General features: G+C 63.7%; 14 protein-coding genes, 3 tRNA genes and 1 pseudogene. 11 read left to right on the plus strand and 7 right to left on the minus strand.

Annotated elements, in window-relative coordinates; all coding sequences use genetic code 11:
* From JHX87_RS06425 to murJ, 3 genes are read left to right on the plus strand one after another with little or no spacing between them, the layout of a single operon-like run.
* A complete protein-coding gene (locus JHX87_RS06425; protein WP_271883329.1) occupies positions 1-1,209 on the plus strand; it encodes a penicillin-binding protein activator in 1,209 nt (402 codons plus the stop codon).
* Positions 1,210-1,211: 2 nt separating this feature from the next.
* Positions 1,212-3,998, plus strand: a complete 2,787-nt coding sequence (locus JHX87_RS06430; protein ID WP_271883331.1) for a [protein-PII] uridylyltransferase — start codon at positions 1,212-1,214, stop codon at positions 3,996-3,998.
* A gap of 1 nt (position 3,999) precedes the next feature.
* The gene (gene murJ / locus JHX87_RS06435) at positions 4,000-5,529 is read left to right on the plus strand and encodes a murein biosynthesis integral membrane protein MurJ (protein ID WP_271883334.1); all 1,530 of its coding nucleotides are present in this window, start codon (positions 4,000-4,002) and stop codon (positions 5,527-5,529) included.
* 14 nt (positions 5,530-5,543) lie between these two features.
* On the opposite strand, the gene JHX87_RS06440 is transcribed toward murJ, so the two are convergent.
* Entirely contained in the window at positions 5,544-6,245 is a 702-nt protein-coding gene (locus JHX87_RS06440; protein WP_271883336.1) for a rhomboid family intramembrane serine protease, read from the minus strand.
* A 75-nt stretch (positions 6,246-6,320) separates the two neighbouring features.
* Between JHX87_RS06440 and trpS the strand changes: the two genes are divergently transcribed.
* Together trpS and JHX87_RS06450 are read left to right on the plus strand one after the other, a co-directional pair.
* A complete protein-coding gene (gene trpS / locus JHX87_RS06445; RefSeq protein ID WP_271883337.1) occupies positions 6,321-7,355 on the plus strand; it encodes a tryptophan--tRNA ligase in 1,035 nt (344 codons plus the stop codon).
* 169 nt (positions 7,356-7,524) lie between these two features.
* Positions 7,525-8,046: a cell wall hydrolase gene (locus JHX87_RS06450; protein ID WP_377776015.1), complete on the plus strand. Its 522-nt coding sequence runs from the start codon at positions 7,525-7,527 to the stop codon at positions 8,044-8,046.
* Positions 8,047-8,152: 106 nt separating this feature from the next.
* Here the strand turns inward: JHX87_RS06450 and JHX87_RS06455 are convergent.
* From JHX87_RS06455 to JHX87_RS06480, 6 genes are all read right to left on the minus strand, one after another.
* Positions 8,153-8,228, minus strand: a tRNA-Val gene (locus JHX87_RS06455).
* Positions 8,229-8,286: 58 nt separating this feature from the next.
* Complete coding sequence (locus tag JHX87_RS06460) at positions 8,287-8,856, minus strand: histidine phosphatase family protein (RefSeq protein WP_271883338.1); 570 nt, start codon at positions 8,854-8,856, stop codon at positions 8,287-8,289.
* A 66-nt stretch (positions 8,857-8,922) separates the two neighbouring features.
* Positions 8,923-8,997: transfer RNA gene (locus JHX87_RS06465), tRNA-Val, on the minus strand.
* Positions 8,998-9,062: 65 nt separating this feature from the next.
* Positions 9,063-9,371: an HU family DNA-binding protein gene (locus tag JHX87_RS06470; protein ID WP_271883339.1), complete on the minus strand. Its 309-nt coding sequence runs from the start codon at positions 9,369-9,371 to the stop codon at positions 9,063-9,065.
* Positions 9,372-9,513: 142 nt separating this feature from the next.
* On the minus strand, positions 9,514-11,928 hold the full coding sequence (lon, locus tag JHX87_RS06475) for an endopeptidase La (protein ID WP_271883340.1): 2,415 nt from the start codon (positions 11,926-11,928) through the stop codon (positions 9,514-9,516).
* A 173-nt stretch (positions 11,929-12,101) separates the two neighbouring features.
* Positions 12,102-13,463, minus strand: a complete 1,362-nt coding sequence (locus tag JHX87_RS06480; protein WP_271883341.1) for an ATP-binding protein — start codon at positions 13,461-13,463, stop codon at positions 12,102-12,104.
* Positions 13,464-13,496: 33 nt separating this feature from the next.
* On the opposite strand from JHX87_RS06480, the gene JHX87_RS06485 reads away from it, so the two are divergent.
* The 6 genes and pseudogenes from JHX87_RS06485 (at position 13,497) to JHX87_RS06510 (ending at position 20,648) form a co-directional block, all read left to right on the plus strand.
* Positions 13,497-14,360: an MBL fold metallo-hydrolase gene (locus tag JHX87_RS06485; protein WP_271883342.1), complete on the plus strand. Its 864-nt coding sequence runs from the start codon at positions 13,497-13,499 to the stop codon at positions 14,358-14,360.
* A 59-nt stretch (positions 14,361-14,419) separates the two neighbouring features.
* Positions 14,420-14,494 (plus strand) — tRNA-Asn (locus tag JHX87_RS06490).
* 426 nt (positions 14,495-14,920) lie between these two features.
* A complete protein-coding gene (locus JHX87_RS06495; protein ID WP_271883343.1) occupies positions 14,921-17,005 on the plus strand; it encodes a TonB-dependent siderophore receptor in 2,085 nt (694 codons plus the stop codon).
* Positions 16,999-17,910: an iron-siderophore ABC transporter substrate-binding protein gene (locus tag JHX87_RS06500; protein WP_271883344.1), complete on the plus strand. Its 912-nt coding sequence runs from the start codon at positions 16,999-17,001 to the stop codon at positions 17,908-17,910. The genes JHX87_RS06495 and JHX87_RS06500 overlap by 7 nt, the downstream gene beginning before the upstream one ends.
* Positions 17,907-19,884: pseudogene (fhuB, locus tag JHX87_RS06505) on the plus strand (Fe(3+)-hydroxamate ABC transporter permease FhuB). Before JHX87_RS06500 ends, fhuB begins: the two are co-directional and overlap by 4 nt.
* Positions 19,881-20,648 carry an ABC transporter ATP-binding protein gene (locus JHX87_RS06510; protein WP_271883345.1) on the plus strand — a complete coding sequence of 256 codons (768 nt, stop codon included), beginning with the start codon at positions 19,881-19,883 and terminating at the stop codon, positions 20,646-20,648. The pseudogene fhuB and the gene JHX87_RS06510 overlap by 4 nt, the downstream one beginning before the upstream one ends.
* Positions 20,649-20,655 lie beyond the last annotated feature (7 nt).

Genomic DNA, 20,655 nt, shown 5'->3' on the forward strand with positions numbered 1-20,655 from the left:
ATGTTTGCATCTGCCACAACCCGGCCGACCTCGGGTCTGCGCCGCGTCATGGGCCGCGCCGCCGCAGTCCTGTCGGCCTTTGTCCTCGCGGCCTGTCAGCCGATGGACGGCGATCAAAGCGTCATCAAGACAAATTACGGCCAGCTGATCGAGCCCGGCCAGCCGGTTCAGGTCGCGCTTCTGGCCCCGGCGGGCAGCGGTTCGGCCGATCTTGAGCGTCTGGCGCGCAGCCTGAAGAATGCCGCCCGCATGGCCGCCGCCGATGCCCAGGGCGCCAATATCGATCTGCGCATCTATGACAGCGGCACCAGCACCGCCACCGCCGTGCAACAGGCCAATGCCGCCGCGGATGCGGGCGCCAAGATCATCATCGGCCCGCTTTTCGCCGAGGGCGCGAACGCGGTGGGCAATGCCATGCGCGACCGCAATATCAACGTCCTCTCCTTCTCGAACAATGCCGAGATCGCGGGCGGCAACGTCTTTATCCTGGGCACCAGCTTTGCCGATATCGCCGACCGGCTGGTCGGCTATGGCGTGCGGCAGGGCAAGCGCAATGTCTATGTCGTGGCCGAGGATGATATCGCGGGCCAGATCGGCGGGCGCGCCATCGAACGGGCCATCGCGCGCAATGGCGCACGCCTTGCGGGCCGCACCAATCACCCCGTATCGGTCAGCGGCATCAATGCCGCCGCGCCGCAGATCGTGGCAGCGGCGCAGTCGGGCGGTGTCGATGCCGTCTTCATGACCGCGAATAATCAGGCCGTCCTGCCCTATCTGACCGAAAAGCTGACCGCTGCCGGTGTCTCGTCGCCGGTGACGCAGTTCATGGGCCTGACCCGGTGGGACCAGCCCGGCGACCGTCTGGGCATGCCGCAGCTGCAAAACGGCTGGTTCGCGATTCCCGACCAATCGCTGAAATCGCGCTTTGACGCCCGCTATCGCGCGGCTTATGGCGAACAGCCGCATGAACTGGCGGGCCTTGCCTATGATGGCGTCGCCGCCATTGCCGCGCAGGTCCGCGCGGGCAAGCGGAATGCGCTGACCACCGTCGGGCTGACGCAGCGCTCTGGCTTTGCCGGGGTGAATGGCATCTTCCGGCTGCGTCCTGACGGCACCTCGCAGCGCGCCATGGCCGTGGCCACGATCCGCGGCAATCAGCTGGTCATTCTTGATCCCGCACCGCGCGGATTTGGTCGGGCTGGTTTCTGATCTTGCCCGATCCGTCGAATGACAATTCGGTTCAAAGCGCCCCGGCCTTGCCCGGGGCGCATGCCGTATTTGATCCGCAGACCTTCCTGCCAAGCATGGATGAGGCGCTGGCCGGGCTGACAGAGCCCCGCGACATTCGCGCCAAGACCGTGGCCCTGCTGTCCGCCGCCAGGCAGACGGCGATGGCCGATATCGAGGCAGGCTTTTCCGGCCATCCACGCGCCGCCCGCGAAACCGTCCGCGCAATCGCCACCCTGACCGACAGCATCGTGACCGCCATCCATCATGTCGCGATCACCTATCTGCATCCGCTGCAAATCCAGTCCGACAATGACCGACTGGCGGTTCTGGCCGTCGGGGGCTATGGCCGGGCCGAGATGGCCCCCGCCTCGGATGTCGATCTGCTGTTTCTCACCCCCTGGAAGATCACGCCCTGGGCGGAAAGCGTGGTCGAATCCATGCTGTATATGCTGTGGGATCTGAAGCTGAAGATCGGTCATTCCATCCGCAGCGTCGATGATTGCCTGCGTCTGGGCGAAGCCGATATGACGATCCGCACCTCGCTGGTCGAACATCGCCTTGTCACCGGGCATGCCCCGCTGGCCGAGGAATTGCGCGAAAGGCTGTGGGCCGAGCTTTTTTCGAAAACCGTGCCCGAATTCATCGAGGCCAAGCTGGAAGAGCGTTCCGCCCGCCATCAGCGTCAGGGCGGCCAGCGCTACGTGCTGGAGCCGAATGTCAAAGAGGGCAAGGGCGGTCTGCGCGACCTGCAAACGCTGTACTGGATCGCCAAATATATCCACCGCGTTGATCGCGCCGTCGAACTGGTCGATCTGGGCGTCTTTACCCGCGAGGAACATCGCGCCTTCTGGCAGGCCGAGGATTTCCTCTGGGCGGTGCGCTGTCACCTGCATCTGATCGCGGGCCGGCCGCTGGAAGTGCTGTCCTTTGACATGCAGGTCGAGGTCGCCCGCCGCATGGGCTATCGCGATGCCGCAGGCCGGCGCGGGGTCGAGCATTTCATGCAGACCTATTTCCGTCATGCCACCCGGGTGGGAGAGCTGACGCGGGTCTTTCTGACACAGCTGGAAGCAAGCCATGTGCGCAGCGCGCCCTTTCTGGGTCGCCTCTTCCGCCGTCGCCGCAAGATGAAGCCGGGTTTTTACGATCTGCATGGCCGTCTGGCCATCGTGAATGAAAACGAATTCCTCAAGGATCCGCTGAACATCCTGCGCCTCTTCGAAGAGGCGCTGCGCACCGGCATCCTGATCCATCCCGATGCCATGCGGCTGGTCGCCTCGAATCTGGATCTGATCGACGATCAACTGCGCGCAGATCCCGAAGCCATCCGGATCTTCATGGATCTGCTGCTGAAACACGGCAATCCCGAACGCGGCCTGCGGCGGATGAACGAATTGGACGTACTGGGCGCCTTCATCCCCGAATTCGAACCCGTCGTGGCGATGATGCAGTTCAACGTCTATCACCACTACACCGTGGACGAACATTCCATCCAATGCGTCGCCGCGCTGGCGGAAATCGAACGTGGCGAACATCCCGACGATCTGCCGATCTCGCATGAGATCATGAAGGCCGGGGTCAACCGGCGTGTGCTGTATCTGGCCACGCTGCTGCATGATATCGGCAAGGGGCGCCCCGAAGACCACTCGATCCTTGGGGCACGTCTGGCGCGGCGCGTGGCCACGCGCTTTGGCTTTCCGCAAGACGATATCGACACCGTCGAATGGCTGGTGCGCAATCACCTTGTCATGTCCGACATGGCGCAGAAACGCGATATCTCGGACCCGCGCACGCTGAAGGAATTCGCCAAGGTGGTGAAAACCCGCAGGCGTCTGGACATGCTGCTGGTGCTGACGGTCTGCGACATTCGCGGCGTCGGGCCGGGAACATGGAACAACTGGAAGGCCGACCTGCTGCGTCGCCTGCATAAACAGACAGCCGAGGTGCTGGAAAACGGTCTGGAAGAGCTGAACCGCGACAAGCGGCAGAACGAGGCCAAGCGGGGCCTGCGTCACATGTTGGTGGCGAAGGGATGGGAAGCCAAGGAACTGCGCGCGGAAATCGCCCGCCATTACGACAGCTACTGGCCCGGTCTGCCGACCGAGACACAGGCCGTCTTTGCCGAAATGCTGCGCAAGATCGGCCCCGATGAAATCCGCATCGACCTGCGCGCGGATGTGGACCGCGACGCTACCCGTGCGGCCTTTGTGCTGGCCGATCATCCGGGCATCTTCTCGCGCCTCGCGGGGGCGCTGTCGCTGATGGGGGCGAATATCGTCGATGCGCGCACCTATACCACGCGCGATGGCTATGCGACGGCCGTGTTCTGGATGCAGGATGCCGAGGGCCACCCTTTCGACGATGACCGCCTGCCCCGTCTGCGCCAGACCATCCATAAGACGCTGGCCGGTGAAATCGTCGCGCATGAGGCCTTTGCCCGTCGCGACAAGCCCAAGAAGCGCAATCGCGAATTCCGCTTTCCCACCCATGTCACCTTCGACAATGAGGGCAGCGAGATCTATACGATCATCGAGGTGGACACCCGCGACCGTCCGGGGCTGCTTTACGATCTGACCCGCACGCTGGCCTCGAACCATATCCAGATTGTCAGCGCGGTGATCGCGACCTATGGGGCGCAGGTTGTGGACAGCTTCTATGTGAAGGATATGTTCGGGCTGAAATTACACAGCGAAGCCAAGCGCGACGCATTGGAAAAGAAGCTGCGCAAGGCCATTGCCGACGGCGCGAAAAGGGCAGAGGCGGAATAAGATGAAATCCGGTTTGGTCCGGGGTTTCCTGTCGGTGGGAATCTGGACATTGATCTCTCGCGTGTCGGGCTTTGTGCGCGACATCCTGATGGCGGCATGGCTGGGCACCGGTGCCGTGGCCGAGGCGTTTCTGATTGCGCTGTCGCTGCCCAACATGTTCCGCCGCTTCTTTGCCGAGGGCGCCTTTAACACCGCCTTCGTGCCGATGTTTTCCAAAAGGCTGGAAAACCCCGAAGATGCAAAGCGTTTCGCATCCGAGGCGTTTTCAGGGCTTTTCATGGTGGTGCTGATCCTGTCGGCGCTGGCCATGATCTTCATGCCGGTTCTGGTCTGGCTGATGGCGTCGGGATTCGTGGGCGATGAGCGCTTCGATCTGGCGGTCGAATATGGGCGCATCACCTTTCCCTATATCCTTCTGATCTCGATGGCCTCGATGGTCTCGGGCGTGCTGAACGCGAATGGCCGCTTTACGGCGGCGGCGGCGGCTCCGGTGCTGTTGAACCTGCTGTTCATCGTCGCCATGTTTCTGGGCCACCGGCTGGGATGGGATCTGGGGCTGACGCTGGCATGGGCCACGCCGATCACCGGGATCGCCCAGCTTGGCATGGTCTGGTGGGACGCGCATCGCACCGGCTGGACCTTCGTGCCGCGCCGCCCCCGCCTGTCGCCGGACATGAAACGGCTGCTGGCCGTCGCCCTGCCCGCCGCCTTTGCCGGTGGTGTGGTCCAGCTGAACCTGCTGATCGGGCGTCAGGTCGGATCGCGTTTCGAAGGCGCGATCGGCTGGCTGGCCTATTCCGACCGGCTGTACCAGTTGCCCCTTGGCGTGGTCGGCGCCGCCGTCGCGGTGGTGCTGCTGCCCGAACTGGCCCGAAGGCTGCGGGCCGAGGATCACGCGGGCGGTCAGTCGGCCTATAACCGCGCCACGGAATTCGGCCTGTTCCTGACCCTGCCCGCCGCCTTTGCCATTGCGGTCATTGCGCAGCCCATGGTCTCGACCCTGTTCGAGCGCGGCCAGTTCACGCCGCATGACACGATCATGACCTCTCGGGCGCTGGTGGTCTATGCGCTTGGGCTGCCGGCCTTCGTGCTGCAAAAGATCCTGCAACCGCTTTACTTCGCGCGCGAGGATACCAGGACCCCCTTCCGTTTCGCGGTCATGTCCATGGTGGTCAATGCGGTTGCGGCCTTCGGGCTGATGCCCTTCATCGGTTTTCTGGCAGCGGCGCTTGGCACCACCATCGCCGCCTGGGTCATGGTGCTGCAGCTGTGGTGGGGCACCCGCAAGATGGGTCAGGCAGCGCAGGCCGATGCCCGCCTGCGCCGCGCCATCCCCCGGATCATCCTGTCATCCGCGCTGATGGCCGCAGCGCTTTGGGCCATGAAAACCTGGCTGGCCTCCAGCGGCATCGGCCGCATTCCCGGCCTTGCCATTCTGGTCTTTGGCGGGGCGGCGATCTATTTCTCGCTATGCTTTGTCACCGGCGCCGCCCGCCTGTCAGAGCTGAAATCAGCGGTCAAGCGGGGCTGAACGCGCCCCGCCTGTCAGCGCTGACGAATATGGCGCAGCGCGCGCTGAATCCCGCCATCGACCAGCAGAAAGCTAAGCCCGAAGCCGCAAAAGAACCCGGCGACTTCCGCGATCCAGCTAAGACCGGCGCCGCCAAAAACCAGCCCGAAGACCAGTTGGAACAGCAGCAGCATCCCGATCAGGGTAAAGGCGCGCCTCCGGTTGGCATTGGCCGCAGCCAACCGCGCCCACAGAAGAAAGGTAAACGCCCCCACAAGCCCGTAGACCGCCGGATAGCCGCCGATCAGCGGTTCCGTCCGCAGCCCAAGGGCCGAGATGATGACCGTATAGATGATCGCCCCGCCAATCGCCGAGCCGAAGAACAGCGCGATCACCGCCCAGGGCCGGAATTCACGCGCCACCATATTGCCAAGGGCCAGCGTAAAGGCCACGACAAAGGCCGCATGGGTAAAGCTGACATGGATGAAGCTGAAGCTCAGCAGCCGGTAAAGCTGCGACCAGTCCACCACGCCCACCTGCCACATGCGCTGGATCATCTCGGGCGCGAAGGCGGTGAATTGCAGCGCGGTCAGCCGCAGGCCCACCCCTTGCGCGCCTCCGATCACCCCCGCCTTGCCAAGCGCAAAGACGATCTCGCTGGCGATGATCGGCAGGGCCAGCATCCAGACCGTCATCGGCAGCGGATTGATCGGAGACTCATTCACCTGATGACGCATCTGGTTTCCTTCACGGTTGCGGTCGTTGCAGGCAGCAGCTAAGCCAAGCCCAGGGAAAATCCAAGCAGGCCTGACATGAGCGAGACGACAAATAGCCGCTTTACCCCGCGTATCTTTTCGGGAATCCAGCCCTCGGGCGGATTGACGCTGGGCAATTACCTGGGCGCGCTGAAGCGTTTCGCCGCCCTGCAGGGGGGCGAGGCCGAGACGATCTATTGCATCGTCGACCTGCATGCGATCACCGTCTGGCAGGATCCGCAGGTCCTGCCGCAGCGCACGCGCGAGGCGGCGGCGGCCTTTCTGGCGGCGGGCGTCGATCCGGCACGCTCGATCCTGTTCAACCAAAGCCAGGTCAGCGCCCATGCCGAAATGGCGTGGCTGTTCAACACCGTGGCCCGCGTCGGCTGGATGTACCGGATGACGCAGTTCAAGGACAAGGCCGGCAAGAACAGCGAAAATGCCAGCCTCGGCCTGCTGGCCTATCCGGCGCTGATGGCCGCCGACATCCTGACCTATCAGGCGACGGCCGTCCCGGTGGGCGAGGATCAGAAACAGCATCTGGAACTGACCCGCGACATCGCGGCCAAGTTCAACCATGATTACGGCGTTCAGCATTTCCCGATCACCGAACCGCTGATCGAAGGCGTCGCCACCCGCGTCATGTCGCTGCGGGACGGGTCGAAGAAAATGTCGAAATCCGACCCTTCGGATGCCAGCCGCATCAACCTGACCGACGATGCCGACGCCATCGCCCAGAAGATCCGCAAGGCCCGCACCGATGCCGACCCGCTTCCGGGCAGCATGGAGGGCCTGAAGGACCGCCCCGAGGCCCGCAATCTGGTGAATATCTATGCCGCCCTGTCGGATGAGAGCCCGGATCAGGTTCTGACCCGCTTCGAGGGTCAAGGCTTTGGCGCTTTCAAGCCTGCGCTGGCAGAGGTCGCCGTGACCACGCTGGAACCCATCACCCGCCGGATGAGCGAATTCATGTCCGACCCGGCAGAGATCGACCGCATTCTGGCCGACGGCTCGGACCGCGCGGCGGCCGTGGCGACCCCGATCCTTGAAAAGACCAAAGAGATCATGGGCCTGCTGCAAACGCGGCGCTGACATCCGGTCAAAGATCAAGGCCGCCGCAAGGCGGTCTTTCTCCTTTTCGGCCCGCGCCCGTGATCGGCGCAACGGCGCCGCGTCACCAGAGGCGTATCGAAAAGCTTGAAGAGAATGCCCTTTCGCGCCAAGATCGCGCCAACGGGCAGTGACAACAAAAAACAAGCTGATGAAAATCCTGAAAACGAAGACGCGGCATGCCGCGGTGATTTCCGTGGCACTTCTGGCGCTGGCAGGCTGCGGCGGAGGCGGCGGTGCGCCTGAAAGCCGGGGCACCTCGCGCGATGACATGAACTGCATGATGCGCGCCATCTATTTCGAGGCGAACCGGTCCAGCCGCGATGGCATGGTCGCCGTTGGCAGCGTGGTGATGAACCGCGTCGAATCCGAGAAATATCCCAATACTGTCTGCGGCGTCGTCAGCCAGAAGAACCAGTTCGCGCCCGGCGTGATGACCCGCAAGATGAACTCTCCCGCGCTGCCCGATGTGCAAGAGGCCGCAAGCGCCGTGCTGCGCGGCGAGCGTCATCCGCTGGTGCAGAACGCGAAATTCTTCCACACCTATGGCTACACCTTCCCCTACAAGAACATGCATTACGTTCTGGTCGCAGGCGGGAATGCCTTCTACGAAAAGCGCAAGAAATATCTGGTGACGCAGCCGGTGCCGCCGGCGCCCTCGGACCGCCGCTGAAACGCGGATGGCGGGTCGGCGGCCATATTTCCTGGGAAAGGCGCGGTGATGCCCGGCCTTCGGTAAAGTGCGTGCGCGTCGAAAATCGGGCAAAGATGGGGGATCATGGTGGGCGGTGAGGGACTCGAACCCCCGACATCTTCGGTGTAAACGAAGCGCTCTACCAACTGAGCTAACCGCCCGCCCGCGCCTCTCTTATCGCCAGTTTCCGGGCAGCGCCAGAGGGTCGCGCGATTTTATTCAGGGGCGCCAGATCTCGTGCTGCCCCTTGCGGATGACATGGACGGCGCCCTGCTCACTGGGAAGCTCTTCGAAACGCGACGAGGGGCGCGACATGGCCAGAAGACGCAGCATGCGCAAGGTAATGCCGTGGGTGACGACGATGGCCGGCCCCTGCAGACTGGCCAGAAATGGCGCGACACGCCGTTCCAGACCCGCCAGATGCTCTCCGCCCGGGGCGCGGTCATACCAGCCCAGCCGGTCATCAGCAAATATATCGGGATGGACGGCGCGCAGATCGGCGATCAGGTGGCCGGTGAACTGGCCGATGTCAATTTCCGCCAGACGCGGATCGGTGATGAAATCGTCATCGCCAAAGACGATGCGCGCGGTTTCCACGGCCCGCCCCTGCGGGCTGCAGAACCTTTGCCCCGGCATATCGCGGATCAGTTCCGCCATCCGCATGGCCTGCGCCCGCCCCTTTTCGGTCAGAGGCGAATCCAGCCGACCCTGCATTCTGCCCGCCGCGTTCCATTCGGTTTCACCATGTCGCAGCAGGTAAAGATCGGGAATATCGGTGGTCCTCGGCATGGCGCTGATCCAAATGAAAAGGGTCGCCGATGGGCGACCCGGACGGGCTTCTGACCCGCAGAATGATGGTGGGTGATAACGGATTTGAACCGCTGACATCTTCGATGTGAACGAAGCGCTCTACCACTGAGCTAATCACCCGTGGGCGAAGCATGTAGCAGCAAGATTTACCGTCTGCAATAGGCTTGGTGCTGTGAAATCCTTGTTCAGTCGCGCGGAGGCTTGCGACGAAGCCGCAAGGTGATGACTTCCCCCCCGCGCGAATCCTTTTCCAGTGTCACGCGCGCACGCCCCAGGGGCGGGACGGCAAGCGTCTCTCCCTCTGCCAGCGCACGTCCCAATTGATCAAGGGTCGCCTCGATCACCGGGCGAGCCTCTGCCTTTTTCGCGCCACTCGCTGACAGAACACGATCGACGAAATCCCGTTTCTGAACGACTTTCGCCGGTTGTGGAGCGTGCCTGTCAGGGGGTTTCGCGTCTGATCGTCCACCATCGAGATCGGAACGCTTTATCATAACGATCTATCTCCAAAATATGAAAAAAAGTCCTTTCGTGTCTGATAGCTTACGTTACGTCAATTAAAATGCAAAGACGGAAGAACGAAAAAGGCCGGATCGAGGGGACGATCCGACCTTAGTATTTATTTATTCGTGCAGGTTAGTGGGCGACGGCGCTTCCGCCAGAGCCGCCTTTGCGGGCGTCCAGACGGGCGGCTTCGGCGGCCTCTTCGGCCGCCTCATCCCACTCGACAGGCTCGGGCATGCGGACCAGCGCGTGCTTCAGCACCTCGCGGACATTGCTGACCGGGATGATCGTCAGACCGGTTTTCACATTATCCGGGATCTCGGCCAGATCCTTTTCATTATCGGCCGGGATCAGCACGGTCTTAATGCCGCCACGCAGCGCCGCCAGCAGCTTTTCCTTCAAGCCGCCGATGGCCAGCGCGTTGCCACGCAAGGTCACCTCGCCGGTCATCGCGACATCCTTGCGAACCGGGATGCCCGTCATGACCGACACGACCGAGGTCACCATCGCCAGACCGGCCGAGGGGCCGTCCTTGGGCGTCGCGCCTTCGGGCACGTGGACGTGGATGTCGCGCCGCTCGAATTCCGGCGGCTTCACCCCGATTTCCGGCGCGACCGAGCGGACGAAGCTGGCCGCCGCGTCGATCGATTCCTTCATCACATCGCCCAGCTTGCCGGTCGTTTTCATGCGACCCTTGCCCGGCAGTTTCAACGCCTCGATCTGCAGCAGGTCGCCCCCGACCGAGGTCCAGGCCAGACCGGTGACGACACCGACCTGATCCTCTTTCTCGGCCAGACCATAGCGGTGACGGCGCACGCCAAGATATTCCTCGGCCTTTGCGGCATCCACCGTCACCGATTTGACCTGACCTTTCAGGATCTCGGTCACGGCTTTCCGGGCCAGTTTCGCGATTTCACGCTCCAGCGACCGCACGCCCGCCTCGCGGGTATAGTAGCGGATCACATGGGTCAGCGCGTCATCGGTCACCTCGAATTCGCCCTTGCGCAGGCCATTGGCCTTGATCTGCTTGGACAGCAGGTGCTGACGGGCAATCTCGCGCTTTTCATCTTCGGTATAGCCAGAAAGCGGGATGATCTCCATCCGGTCAAGAAGCGGGCCGGGCATGTTATAGCTGTTGGCCGTGGTCACGAACATGACATTCGACAGATCGTATTCCACCTCAAGATAGTGGTCCACGAAGGTCGAGTTCTGTTCGGGGTCCAGCACCTCCAGCATCGCGCTGGCAGGATCGCCGCGGAAATCCTGACCCATCTTGTCGATCTCATCCAGCATGATCAGCGGGTTGGTCGTCTTGGCCTTTTTCAGCGCCTGAATGATCTTGCCGGGCATCGAACCGATATAGGTCCGGCGGTGACCGCGGATTTCCGATTCGTCACGAACGCCGCCCAGGCTGATGCGGATGAATTCGCGGCCCGTCGCCTTCGCAATCGACCGGCCAAGCGAGGTTTTTCCCACACCCGGAGGCCCGACCAGCGTCAGGATCGGACCTTTCAGCTTCTGACTGCGCGACTGCACGGCCAGATATTCGACGATCCGTTCCTTGACCTTCTCAAGGCCATAGTGATCGGCATTCAGAACCTCTTCCGCGCGGCCAAGATCCTTGCGGGTGCGCGACTTCACGCCCCATGGCAGCGCCAGAAGCCAATCCAGATAGTTGCGGCTGACCGTCGCTTCGGCCGACATCGGCGACATCGACTTCAGCTTTTTCAGCTCGGATTCCGCCTTGTCGCGCGCTTCCTTGCTGAATTTGGTCTTGGCGATCTTTTCCTCAAGCTCGGCGATCTCGTTCTGACCGTCCTCACCATCGCCCAATTCCTTCTGAATGGCCTTCATCTGCTCATTCAGATAGTATTCGCGCTGCGTCTTCTCCATCTGGGTCTTGACGCGGGATTTGATCTTCTTCTCGACCTGCAGAACCGACATTTCGCCCTGCATATGCGAATAGACCTTCTCAAGCCGCTCCGCCACGTCCAGCGTGTCCAGCAGATCCTGCTTGTGATCCAGCTCGATCCCCATATGGCCCGAGACCAGATCGGCCAGCTTGCCGGGCACCTTGGCTTCGGCTACGGCGGTCACGACCTCTTCGGGGATGTTCTTGCGGACCTTGACGTAACGCTCGAACTCATCGGCGACGGTGCGCACAAGGGCGGTGACGGTCGCGTCATCGCCATCGGTTTCCGCCAGCACGATGGCGGCAGCTTCGAAATGGTCTTCGTTCGGCACAAATTCGGTGATCTGCACCCGCTCGCGCCCCTCGACCAGCACCTTTACGGTGCCATCGGGAAGTTTCAGCAATTGCAGCACATTGGCCAGAACACCGGTGCGGTAGATCCCGTCTTCGGTCGGCTCATCGACGGATGCGTCCTTCTGTGCGGCCAGAAGGATCGGGCTGTCGGACTCCATCACGCTTTCCAGTGCGCGGACCGATTTGTCCCGGCCCACGAACAGCGGCACGATCATGTGGGGAAACACCACGATGTCGCGCAGCGGCAGCACCGGATAGGTCTGTGAAGCAAATTCGTTCATTCTTTGTATCCTTTCCTGCCCGAAGCCGCAGCCCCATGATGGCGGCTTGCAGCCCCTGCTTCTGGCCAATTTAGGGCGGCTGTCCCCTTCGTTCAATATGACAGCGAGAATACGATATATTTCCCGGGAAAGAAATTTCGCCTCAATCTATTGTGGTGGACAGGCGGCATTGCCTAGCGGGGAATCACGATCTCAGCCCGCAACCCGCCAAGGCGGCTTCCCCGGCCAAGACGCAGCTGACCGCCATGCCCGCGCGCCACATCGGCAGCAATGGCAAGACCAAGCCCGGCACCGGCCCCCTGCCCGCCATTCCGGCTGCGCGCGGTATCCAGCCGGGTAAAGGGCCGCATGACCATCTCGTGACTTTCCTGCGCGATGCCGGGCCCGTCATCCTCGATCCCGATGCGCAGGCTGCGCGGTCCAAGGGCGGCATCGACCTGAACCTTGGTGCCATAGCGCGCGGCATTGCCGATCAGGTTGTCGATCGCCCGGCGCAGCATGTCGGGCCTGAACGTCGCCAGCCCCTCGGCATCGCCTTCGACCCGCAGCAATTCGACATCGCGACCCGCACGCGCGGCATCCGCGACGATGCAGGACAGGAACTCTTTCACGTGGGTCGGCTCTGCCGCGTCCTCCAGCGCCTCATCGCGGGTATAATCCAGAAACGCGTCCACCATCCGGTTCATCTCTGCGATATCGCTTTCCATGGCGGCGATATCCTCGTCATCGGGCGGCGCATCCTGCGACATCATCGACACCGCCAGCCGCATCCGCGTCAGCGGCGTGCGCAGATCATGGCTGATCCCCGAAATCATCAGCTTGCGCTGGTCATTCTGCCGCTCCAGCCGGTTGCGCATGTCCAGAAAAGCCGTGCCCGCGCTGCGCACCTCGGTCGCGCCCGAGGGGCGATAGGGGACCATCCGGCCCTTGCCATATTCCTCGGCCGCCTGCGCCAGACGCCGGATCGGACGCAGCTGGTTGCGCAGGAAGATGGTCGCGATCCCGGTCATCAGCAGCGAGGTGAACATCATCAGCACCAGAAGCTGATGCGGGTTCGAGGCGCTGACCCGGCGGCGGTCGAAGGCAATCGTATAGGCCCCGTTGCGGCCCTTCATCCGCACCGCAACGCGCTTGTCATTCGTGGCCAGGTCGATGCCCTGAATATTCGGCACCGTATCGCGCAATTCCTGAATGACCGCACGACCCGAGAAGTCATAGAACATGCGCCGGTCATGCCGGGGGCTGATCGCCGGAACATAGACCGACAGCCCCAGGGGCGCGCCGATGGATTGCCCGGTCAGCAGCGATGCGGGCGAATTCGCCGCCATGTTCATCTGCTGCGATACATAGGTCAGTTCGCGGGCCATGCTGGCGGTCATCTGCCGCGTCACGCCGTCGAAATGGCGCTGCAGGAACATGACGCTGACCACCAGCGTCACCACCACCACCGGCAGAAACAGGATCAGCGCGGCCCGGCCATAGATGCCGCGCGGCACAAATCGTTTCAGCCAGCCTGTTTCGCTCTGGTTCGCCATGGACACCCGCCTGTTCTGCGCTAGGCTATCGCCATGATTGCCGATGTGAAAGAGCCGCGCCTTATCCTGGCGCCGAACCCCTCGCCCCTCACCGGGTCGGGCACCAATACCTTCCTGATCGGGGAAGATCAGGTCGCGGTCATCGACCCCGGCCCTGACGATCCGGGCCATCTGATGGCGATAGAGGAGGCGGCCAAAGGGCGGATCAGCCATATCCTCATTACTCATGCCCATCGCGATCACAGCGCGGGTGCCGCCACGCTTGCCCGTATGACAGGCGCGCCGATCCTGGCCTTTGGCGATGCCCTGTCAGGCCGCTCACCCAGCATGCAGCGCCTGGCGCAAAGCGGCGAGGTCGGCGGCGGCGAGGGGCTGGACCTGACCTTTACCCCCGACCGGCTTCTGCGCGACGGGGAGGTGGTATCGACGGAGGAATGGCAGCTTCGCGCCCTGCATACGCCCGGCCATTCCGGCGGGCATCTCTGCTTTCAATGGAATGACGCGGTGTTTTGCGGCGATATCGTGATGGGCTGGTCCTCGACGATCATCTCGCCTCCGGATGGCGATCTGGCCGACTACCTGCGCTCGCTGGAGCGTCTGGACCAGCTTGGCGCCAACCGCTTCTATCCCGCCCACGGCGATGCCATCGACACCCCTGCCGTCCGAATCGCGGAACTGGCCGCCCATCGCCGCCAGCGCACCGCACAGATCCTTGCCGCCCTGCGCGACCGCCCCGCCACGGCCAGCGATCTTGCCCAACGCATCTATGAGGTGCCCCCGCCGATGATGCCCGCAGCAACCCGCAACGTGCTGGCCCATCTGATCGCCCTGACCGATATCGGCGCGCTGTCGCATGAGGGCGATCTGACGGCCGGGACAAAGTTCACCTTTCTGTAAAAAATCCTCGCGGACCCTCTGGACGGCCCTGAAACACGTTGCTATATCCCGCCTCGTGTTCCGGCGTAGCTCAGCGGTAGAGCAGTTGACTGTTAATCAATTGGTCGTAGGTTCGATCCCTACCGCCGGAGCCAACCTCACCTGAAGTGGTTGGAGGCAAACGAAAAAGCGCTCCCTCCGGGGCGCTTTTCGCGTTTCTGACACCGGTTTTGACACTCCAGACACAACGGAGTCGCAAGGAGTCAGACCCGGTGCGCCAGGCCCGTTCCAAACACGCCCTTATGGGATTTTGCTTTCGTATGTGATGAACGGCCATCCAAAAGGACTGGCGCGCGAGGATGGCCGTTCAGATAAGCCGAACCGCGTAGCGCAACGCTGGACAGACACCACCGGGCGCTCATGGCACTTCTGACACCCGCCTTGACCTCACCCTACCCAAGCCCATCAGTTTGCGCTAACGACATATCCGCCACAGCATTCCAAAGAGTTTCAGTCAACAATTGACAATCCTGAGCGTTTTAATCAGATGGCCGCGAATTCCGTAGCTCATAAGGGTTGTCATGTCTCTCAGTGTCCGCGCCGCCGCCCTCGCCAGTGCGAGCCTTCTCTCCATCGCTTCGGCCAATGCGCAAGAGGCGGATGACCCCTATCTTCTGGACCCGATCACCCTGACGGCCACGACTGATGTCAGCGTCCAGCCTGACGGCTATGTCGGCGATTACAGTCAGTCCGCGACGAAATCGGACACGCCGGTGGCCGAGATGCAGCAATCCGTGTCCGTCGTGACCACCCAGCAGATCGAGGATCAGGGCGCCCAGACCCTGGGTCAGGCGCTGTCCTATACCTCTGGCGTTCTGGGTGAGCCCTTTGGCACCGATCCGCGGTTCGACAGCCCGACCATTCGCGGCTTTGCCGCCGACGATGCGCAATATGTGAACGGGTTGCGGCAATTGCGCTATCTGGGCTCTCCGGCGTTTGAAACTTACGGGCTGCAGCAGATCGAGGTGCTGAAAGGACCGAATTCATCGCTTTACGGTGCGGGCAGCCCGGCGGGCATCATCAATCAGGTTCAGAAACGCGCGCAGGATTACGACTTTGGCGAGGTCGGCCTGGGCTATGACAGCAATGGCGCGGGGCAATTGTTCTTCGACATGAACAAGGCGCAGTCCGAGAGTTTCGCCTGGCGCCTGACCGGGATCGCGCGCGACGACGAAACCCAGATCGAAGAGCTGACCAATGAACGCGGCTATCTGGCGGGTGCATTGCGCTGGCAGCCGGGCGATTTCACCACTTTCGATGTCATCGCCTCTTACCTCAAGGACAGCCCGATTTCGCCGACCGGCGTGCCCTATGAGCTGACCCGGATCGGCGAGGGCGAGCGGCTGCGCGACCTGTATACCGGCAATCCGAACTGGGATGACAGCGACCGAAAGATGGCGAATTTCGGCGTCGAGGTCAGCCACGAGCTTGAGAATGGCTGGACCCTCAGCCAGGGTTTTCGGTACGAGAAGCTCGACTGGACCTATACCAACACCTATGTCAGCGGCCTGATCGGCGATGAGATCGCCCAAGGCTATACCCGCCAGTCCGAGGATACCTCGGGCATCAATCTGGACACCCGGCTGTCGGGTGAGGTGACGACCGGCAGCGTGACCCATCAGTTGCTGTTCGGTCTGGATATCCGCAAATATGACGCTGATAACGAAACGAATTTCCTGTCCGGTCCCGGCCTGAACTGGCGCAATCCGGTCTATAGTAGTCAATTACCGACGACGCCCTGGTATGTCGCCACGAATGACCTGACGCTGGAGCAGATCGGCATCTATGCGCAGGATGAGATCACGGCGGGTAACTGGCGCGGCTCGCTGGCGCTGCGCCATGACCGGGCCGAACAAAGCGGGACCTCTTACAACAGCGTCGCGGGCGTCACCAATGCCGATCAGGTGGACCGGGCCACGACCGGTCGCGCGGGTCTCAGCTACGTCTTTGCCAATGGGGTGATGCCCTATGCCAGCTATGCGACCTCTTTCGATCCGCAGATCGGGACGGATGGCGATGGCAACAAGCTGAAGCCGACCAAGGCGCGGCAATGGGAACTGGGCGTGAAATACCAGCCGCAGGGCTTTAACGGTCTGTTCACCGCCGCGATCTATGATCTGCGCGAAACCAATGCGACCCGTCGCGTGGTCGAGGATGGCGTGCCCTTCGACCGCCAGATAGGTGAGGTCAAATCGCGCGGGCTGGAGCTTGAGGCCACGGCCGAGATCGGCACCGGTTGGGATCTGCGCGCGGGCTATGCCTATAACGATACCGAGATCGTGGCCGGTGAGAATAACGGCAATGAGATGCCGAACGCGCCCAGGCAATTGGCCAGCCTGTGGCTGAACCGCGATTTCGGCAATGGGATCACGGCGGGCGGCGGCATCCGCCATCTGGGCAAGCGTTTCGGGGACGAGGCCAATCTTTACGATCTGGACGCCGTCACGCTGGTCGATCTGGGTGCATCCTATAGCTATGACAACGTCGAAGCCTCGCTGAACCTGACGAACCTGACCGACAAGACCTATGTGGCCACCTGCGGCGCCTTTGGCTGTTTTTATGGCGAAGGGCGGACGCTGACCGCCAAAGTCACCTACAAATGGTAGAAAGAAGGGCCGTTTTCCGGCCCGACCGCCGTGCCTTTCTGACCGCCGCCAGCGCCCTGCTGGCGGCGGGTTTTCCGCTGCAAGCCCGTGCCGCGCGGGCGAAACCGCGTCTGGCGGCGATTGACTGGGCGATGCTGGAAACGGCGGTGGCCATCGGCCACATGCCCGTGGCCGCCTGCGAATTGATCCGCTTTCGCGAAGATGCGATCAGCCCGGCCATTCCCGATGATGTCGTCGATCTGGGGCTGCGCGGTGCGCCGAATTTCGAATTGCTGCAACTGACCCGCCCGGACCTGATCCTGACCTCGCCTTATTACATCCGCTATCAGACCCGGCTGCAGACGCTGGCCCCGGTGGTCAACCTGCCCTTCTATACGCCGCAAGAGCCGCCCTTGCCCAAGGCCGTCGCGGCCCTTCACACGCTGGCCGAGGCCGTCGAGGACGACCCCGCAGGCGATCGCGCCGCAGACCGGGCGCAGACGGAACTGGACCAGTTGGCGCGGCGCCTGCGTCCCTTCTCCGACCGGCCCGTCGCGCTGGTGCATATCGGCGATGCGCGGCATGTGCAGGCGTTCGGCCATGACAGCCTGTTTGGCAGCACGCTGACACGGCTTGCCCTGCAAAATGCCTGGAACGAGGCCACGGCATTCAGCTTCATGGCCCCTGTCCCGCTCGAACGGCTGGCCTCCATGCACGAGGCGCGGCTGGTCATCGTCGGACAGATCCCGCCACCCGCCTTGCACGGGCTGCGCCGCAGCGTGTTGTGGCGGGCGCTGCCGCCGGTGGCCGGGGGACGGCTTTACCTGCTGCCCGATGTCAACGCCTTTGGCGCGGTGCCCGCCGCGCTGCGTTTCGCCCGGCTGCTGACAGAGGCATTCGAGGCAGGGCCGATGGCATGGACATGACGCGCGCCCTGCGCCTCTGGCTGCCGCTTGTCGCGGCGACGGCGCTGCTGCTGTGGTTCGCCGCCGCAGGGCAGATGCTGCCCGTCGCGAATTGGCCCACCCTGCCCTTCGATCCGCAGGGCATGAGCCTGCCGCAAATCCTGATCGCCTTTGGCATGATGCCGCGCGGGATGGTGGCGCTGCTGGCGGGGGCGGCGCTTGGCCTGTCGGGCGCGATCCTGCAGGCGGTGCTGCGCAACCCGATTGCCGATCCGACGACGCTTGGCATCTCGGCCGGGGCGCAGCTGGCGCTGGTGCTGGCGACCATCCTTGCGCCCGGCCTGCTGACCCTTGGCCGCTGGCCCGTGGCCATGTCCGGGGCGGGTCTGGCCGCGCTGCTGGTGCTGGCCATCGGGGCGCGGCGGGGCTTTGCGCCGGTGACGATGGTGATTGCGGGGATGCTGGTCGGCATGACGGCCAGCGCGATTGCCACCGCCGTCACCCTGTCGCAGGGCCAATATCTGCTGTCGCTGGTGATCTGGAATGGCGGATCGCTGGTGCAGCAGGACTGGTCAGGCGCGCGGATGCTGACGCTGGTTCTGCTGCTGGGCGGCGCCGGTTCCGCGCTGCTGGCGCGCCCCTTGCGCGTCCTGTCGCTGGGCGGTGACGGGGCTGCGGGCCTGGGGCTGAACGTCTCGGCCGTGCGGATCGCGGCGGTGGCACTGGCGGTCTGCATCTCGGCCAGCGTCTCGGCTGAGCTGGGCCTGATCGCCTTTGTCGGTCTGGCCGCCCCGGCCCTGGCGCGGACGATGGGCGCGCGCGGCATCGGGCCGTTGCTGGCGCTGTCGCCGCTGATCGGGGCGCTGATCCTGTCGCTATGCGACGGGCTGGTCCTGCTGATCGCCGGACAGGGGGGCGAGATGTTTCCAACCGGCGCCATCACCGGCCTGATCGGTGGCCCGCTGCTGATCTGGCTGCTGCCACGGCTGCGCGGCTCGACCCCGCCGGGGAGCGAGAGGTCCGAGGGGCCTGCCCCGCGCCGCACCCATCCCCGCCGCCTGCTGATGGCGATGGCCACGGGCCTGATCCTGTCGGCACTGGTGCTGATCTGGATCGGGCGCGTGCCGGGCGGCTGGGCCGTGCTGGACTGGGACAGCTTCCGCGCCTTTCTGCCGATGCGCGCGCCACGCCTGATTGCCGCCGTCTCGGCCGGGGCGGCGCTGGCACTTGCGGGCGCAATCCTGCAACGGCTGACCGCCAATCCGCTGGCCTCGCCCGAGGTTCTGGGCGTTTCGGGCGGCGCCTCGCTGGGCTATGCGGCGGTGATCTTTCTGGTGGCGGCGCCCAGCGGCGCGATGCTGGGACTGGGCGCCATGGCGGGCGGCGCGGTCGCGCTGGCGCTGGTCCTGTCCTTTGTCAGCCGCCGCGACATGCCGGAAGAGCGGATCCTGCTGGCCGGGATCGCGGTTTCGGCGCTGGCATCGTCGGTGCTGGCGGCCCTGATGGCGGTCGGCGATGCGCGATCCTGGGCGGTTCTGGGCTGGCTCAGCGGGTCGTCCTCTGCCGTGACCCTGCCCGGTCGCACTGGCGCTGGCGGGGCTTGCCGTGACGCTTCTGGCCTTTGCGCTGGCGGCGCGTCGCTGGCTGGGCGTGCTGCCTTTGGGCGCAGGTATCGCGGGCGGGCTTGGCCTGCCGCTGCGCCGGGCGCGACCGCTGCTGATCCTGCTTGCGGGGCTGGCCACGGGCGCCGCGACGGTGCTTGTCGGGCCGCTGTCCTTCGTGGGGCTGATGGCGCCCCATCTGGCCCGCCGCCTTGGCCTTGCCCGGCCCGAAGATCACATCGTCGGCGCGGCCCTGATCGGCGCTGCCCTGATGCTGGCCGCCGATTTCGGCGCCCGCATGGCCGGCTTTCCCTATGAATTGCCGCTTGGCCTTTTCGCGTCGCTGATCGGCGCGCCCTGGCTGATCTGGCTGCTGATGAGGTCCGGCAGATGAGCCTGTTTCACATCAACGATCTGACTGTGGATGTCCCGGGCCGCCGCCTTCTGGACGGGATCGGACTGGACCTGCCAGCAGGTCGTGCCATCGCGCTGATCGGCCATAACGGATCGGGCAAATCGACGCTGCTGAAGGCGCTTGCACGGCAGATCGCGGCCCGTGGGCAAGTCACGTTCGAGGGCCGCCCGCTGGCCGACTGGCACCCCCGCGACTATGCTCGCCGTCTGGCCTTCCTGCCACAGACGCCCCCGCCGGCCGAAGGGATGCTGGTCCGCGAGCTTGTCGCCCTTGGCCGCTATCCCTGGCACGGCGCGCTTGGCCGCTTCGGGCCGCGCGATCATCGGGCCGTGGCCGATGCCATGGCCGAATGCGGGATCGAGGCCTTTGCCGATCGTCTGGTCGACACGCTGTCGGGCGGCGAAAGACAACGCGTCTGGCTGGCCATGATGGTCGCGCAAGAGGCCGGAACCCTGCTTCTGGACGAACCGATCAGCGCGCTGGACATCGCCCATCAGGTCGAGGTGCTGGCACTGGTGCGCAGCATGTGCCACGCCCAGAACCGCAGCGCGGTCATCGTCCTGCACGAGGTGAATATGGCGGCGCGTTTCTGCGATCATATCGTCGCACTGAAGGGCGGGCGCGTGGTGCTGCAGGGCAGCCCCCTGGACCTGATGCGGCCCGCGACATTGCGCGATATATATGGTTTACCGATGCAGGTGCTGACCCGCGATGACGGCAGCCCGATTGCCATTCCTGCCTGAGACGAGA

The sequence above is a fragment of the Paracoccus fistulariae genome (assembly GCF_028553785.1).
In the GTDB taxonomy this organism is placed as follows: domain Bacteria; phylum Pseudomonadota; class Alphaproteobacteria; order Rhodobacterales; family Rhodobacteraceae; genus Paracoccus; species Paracoccus fistulariae.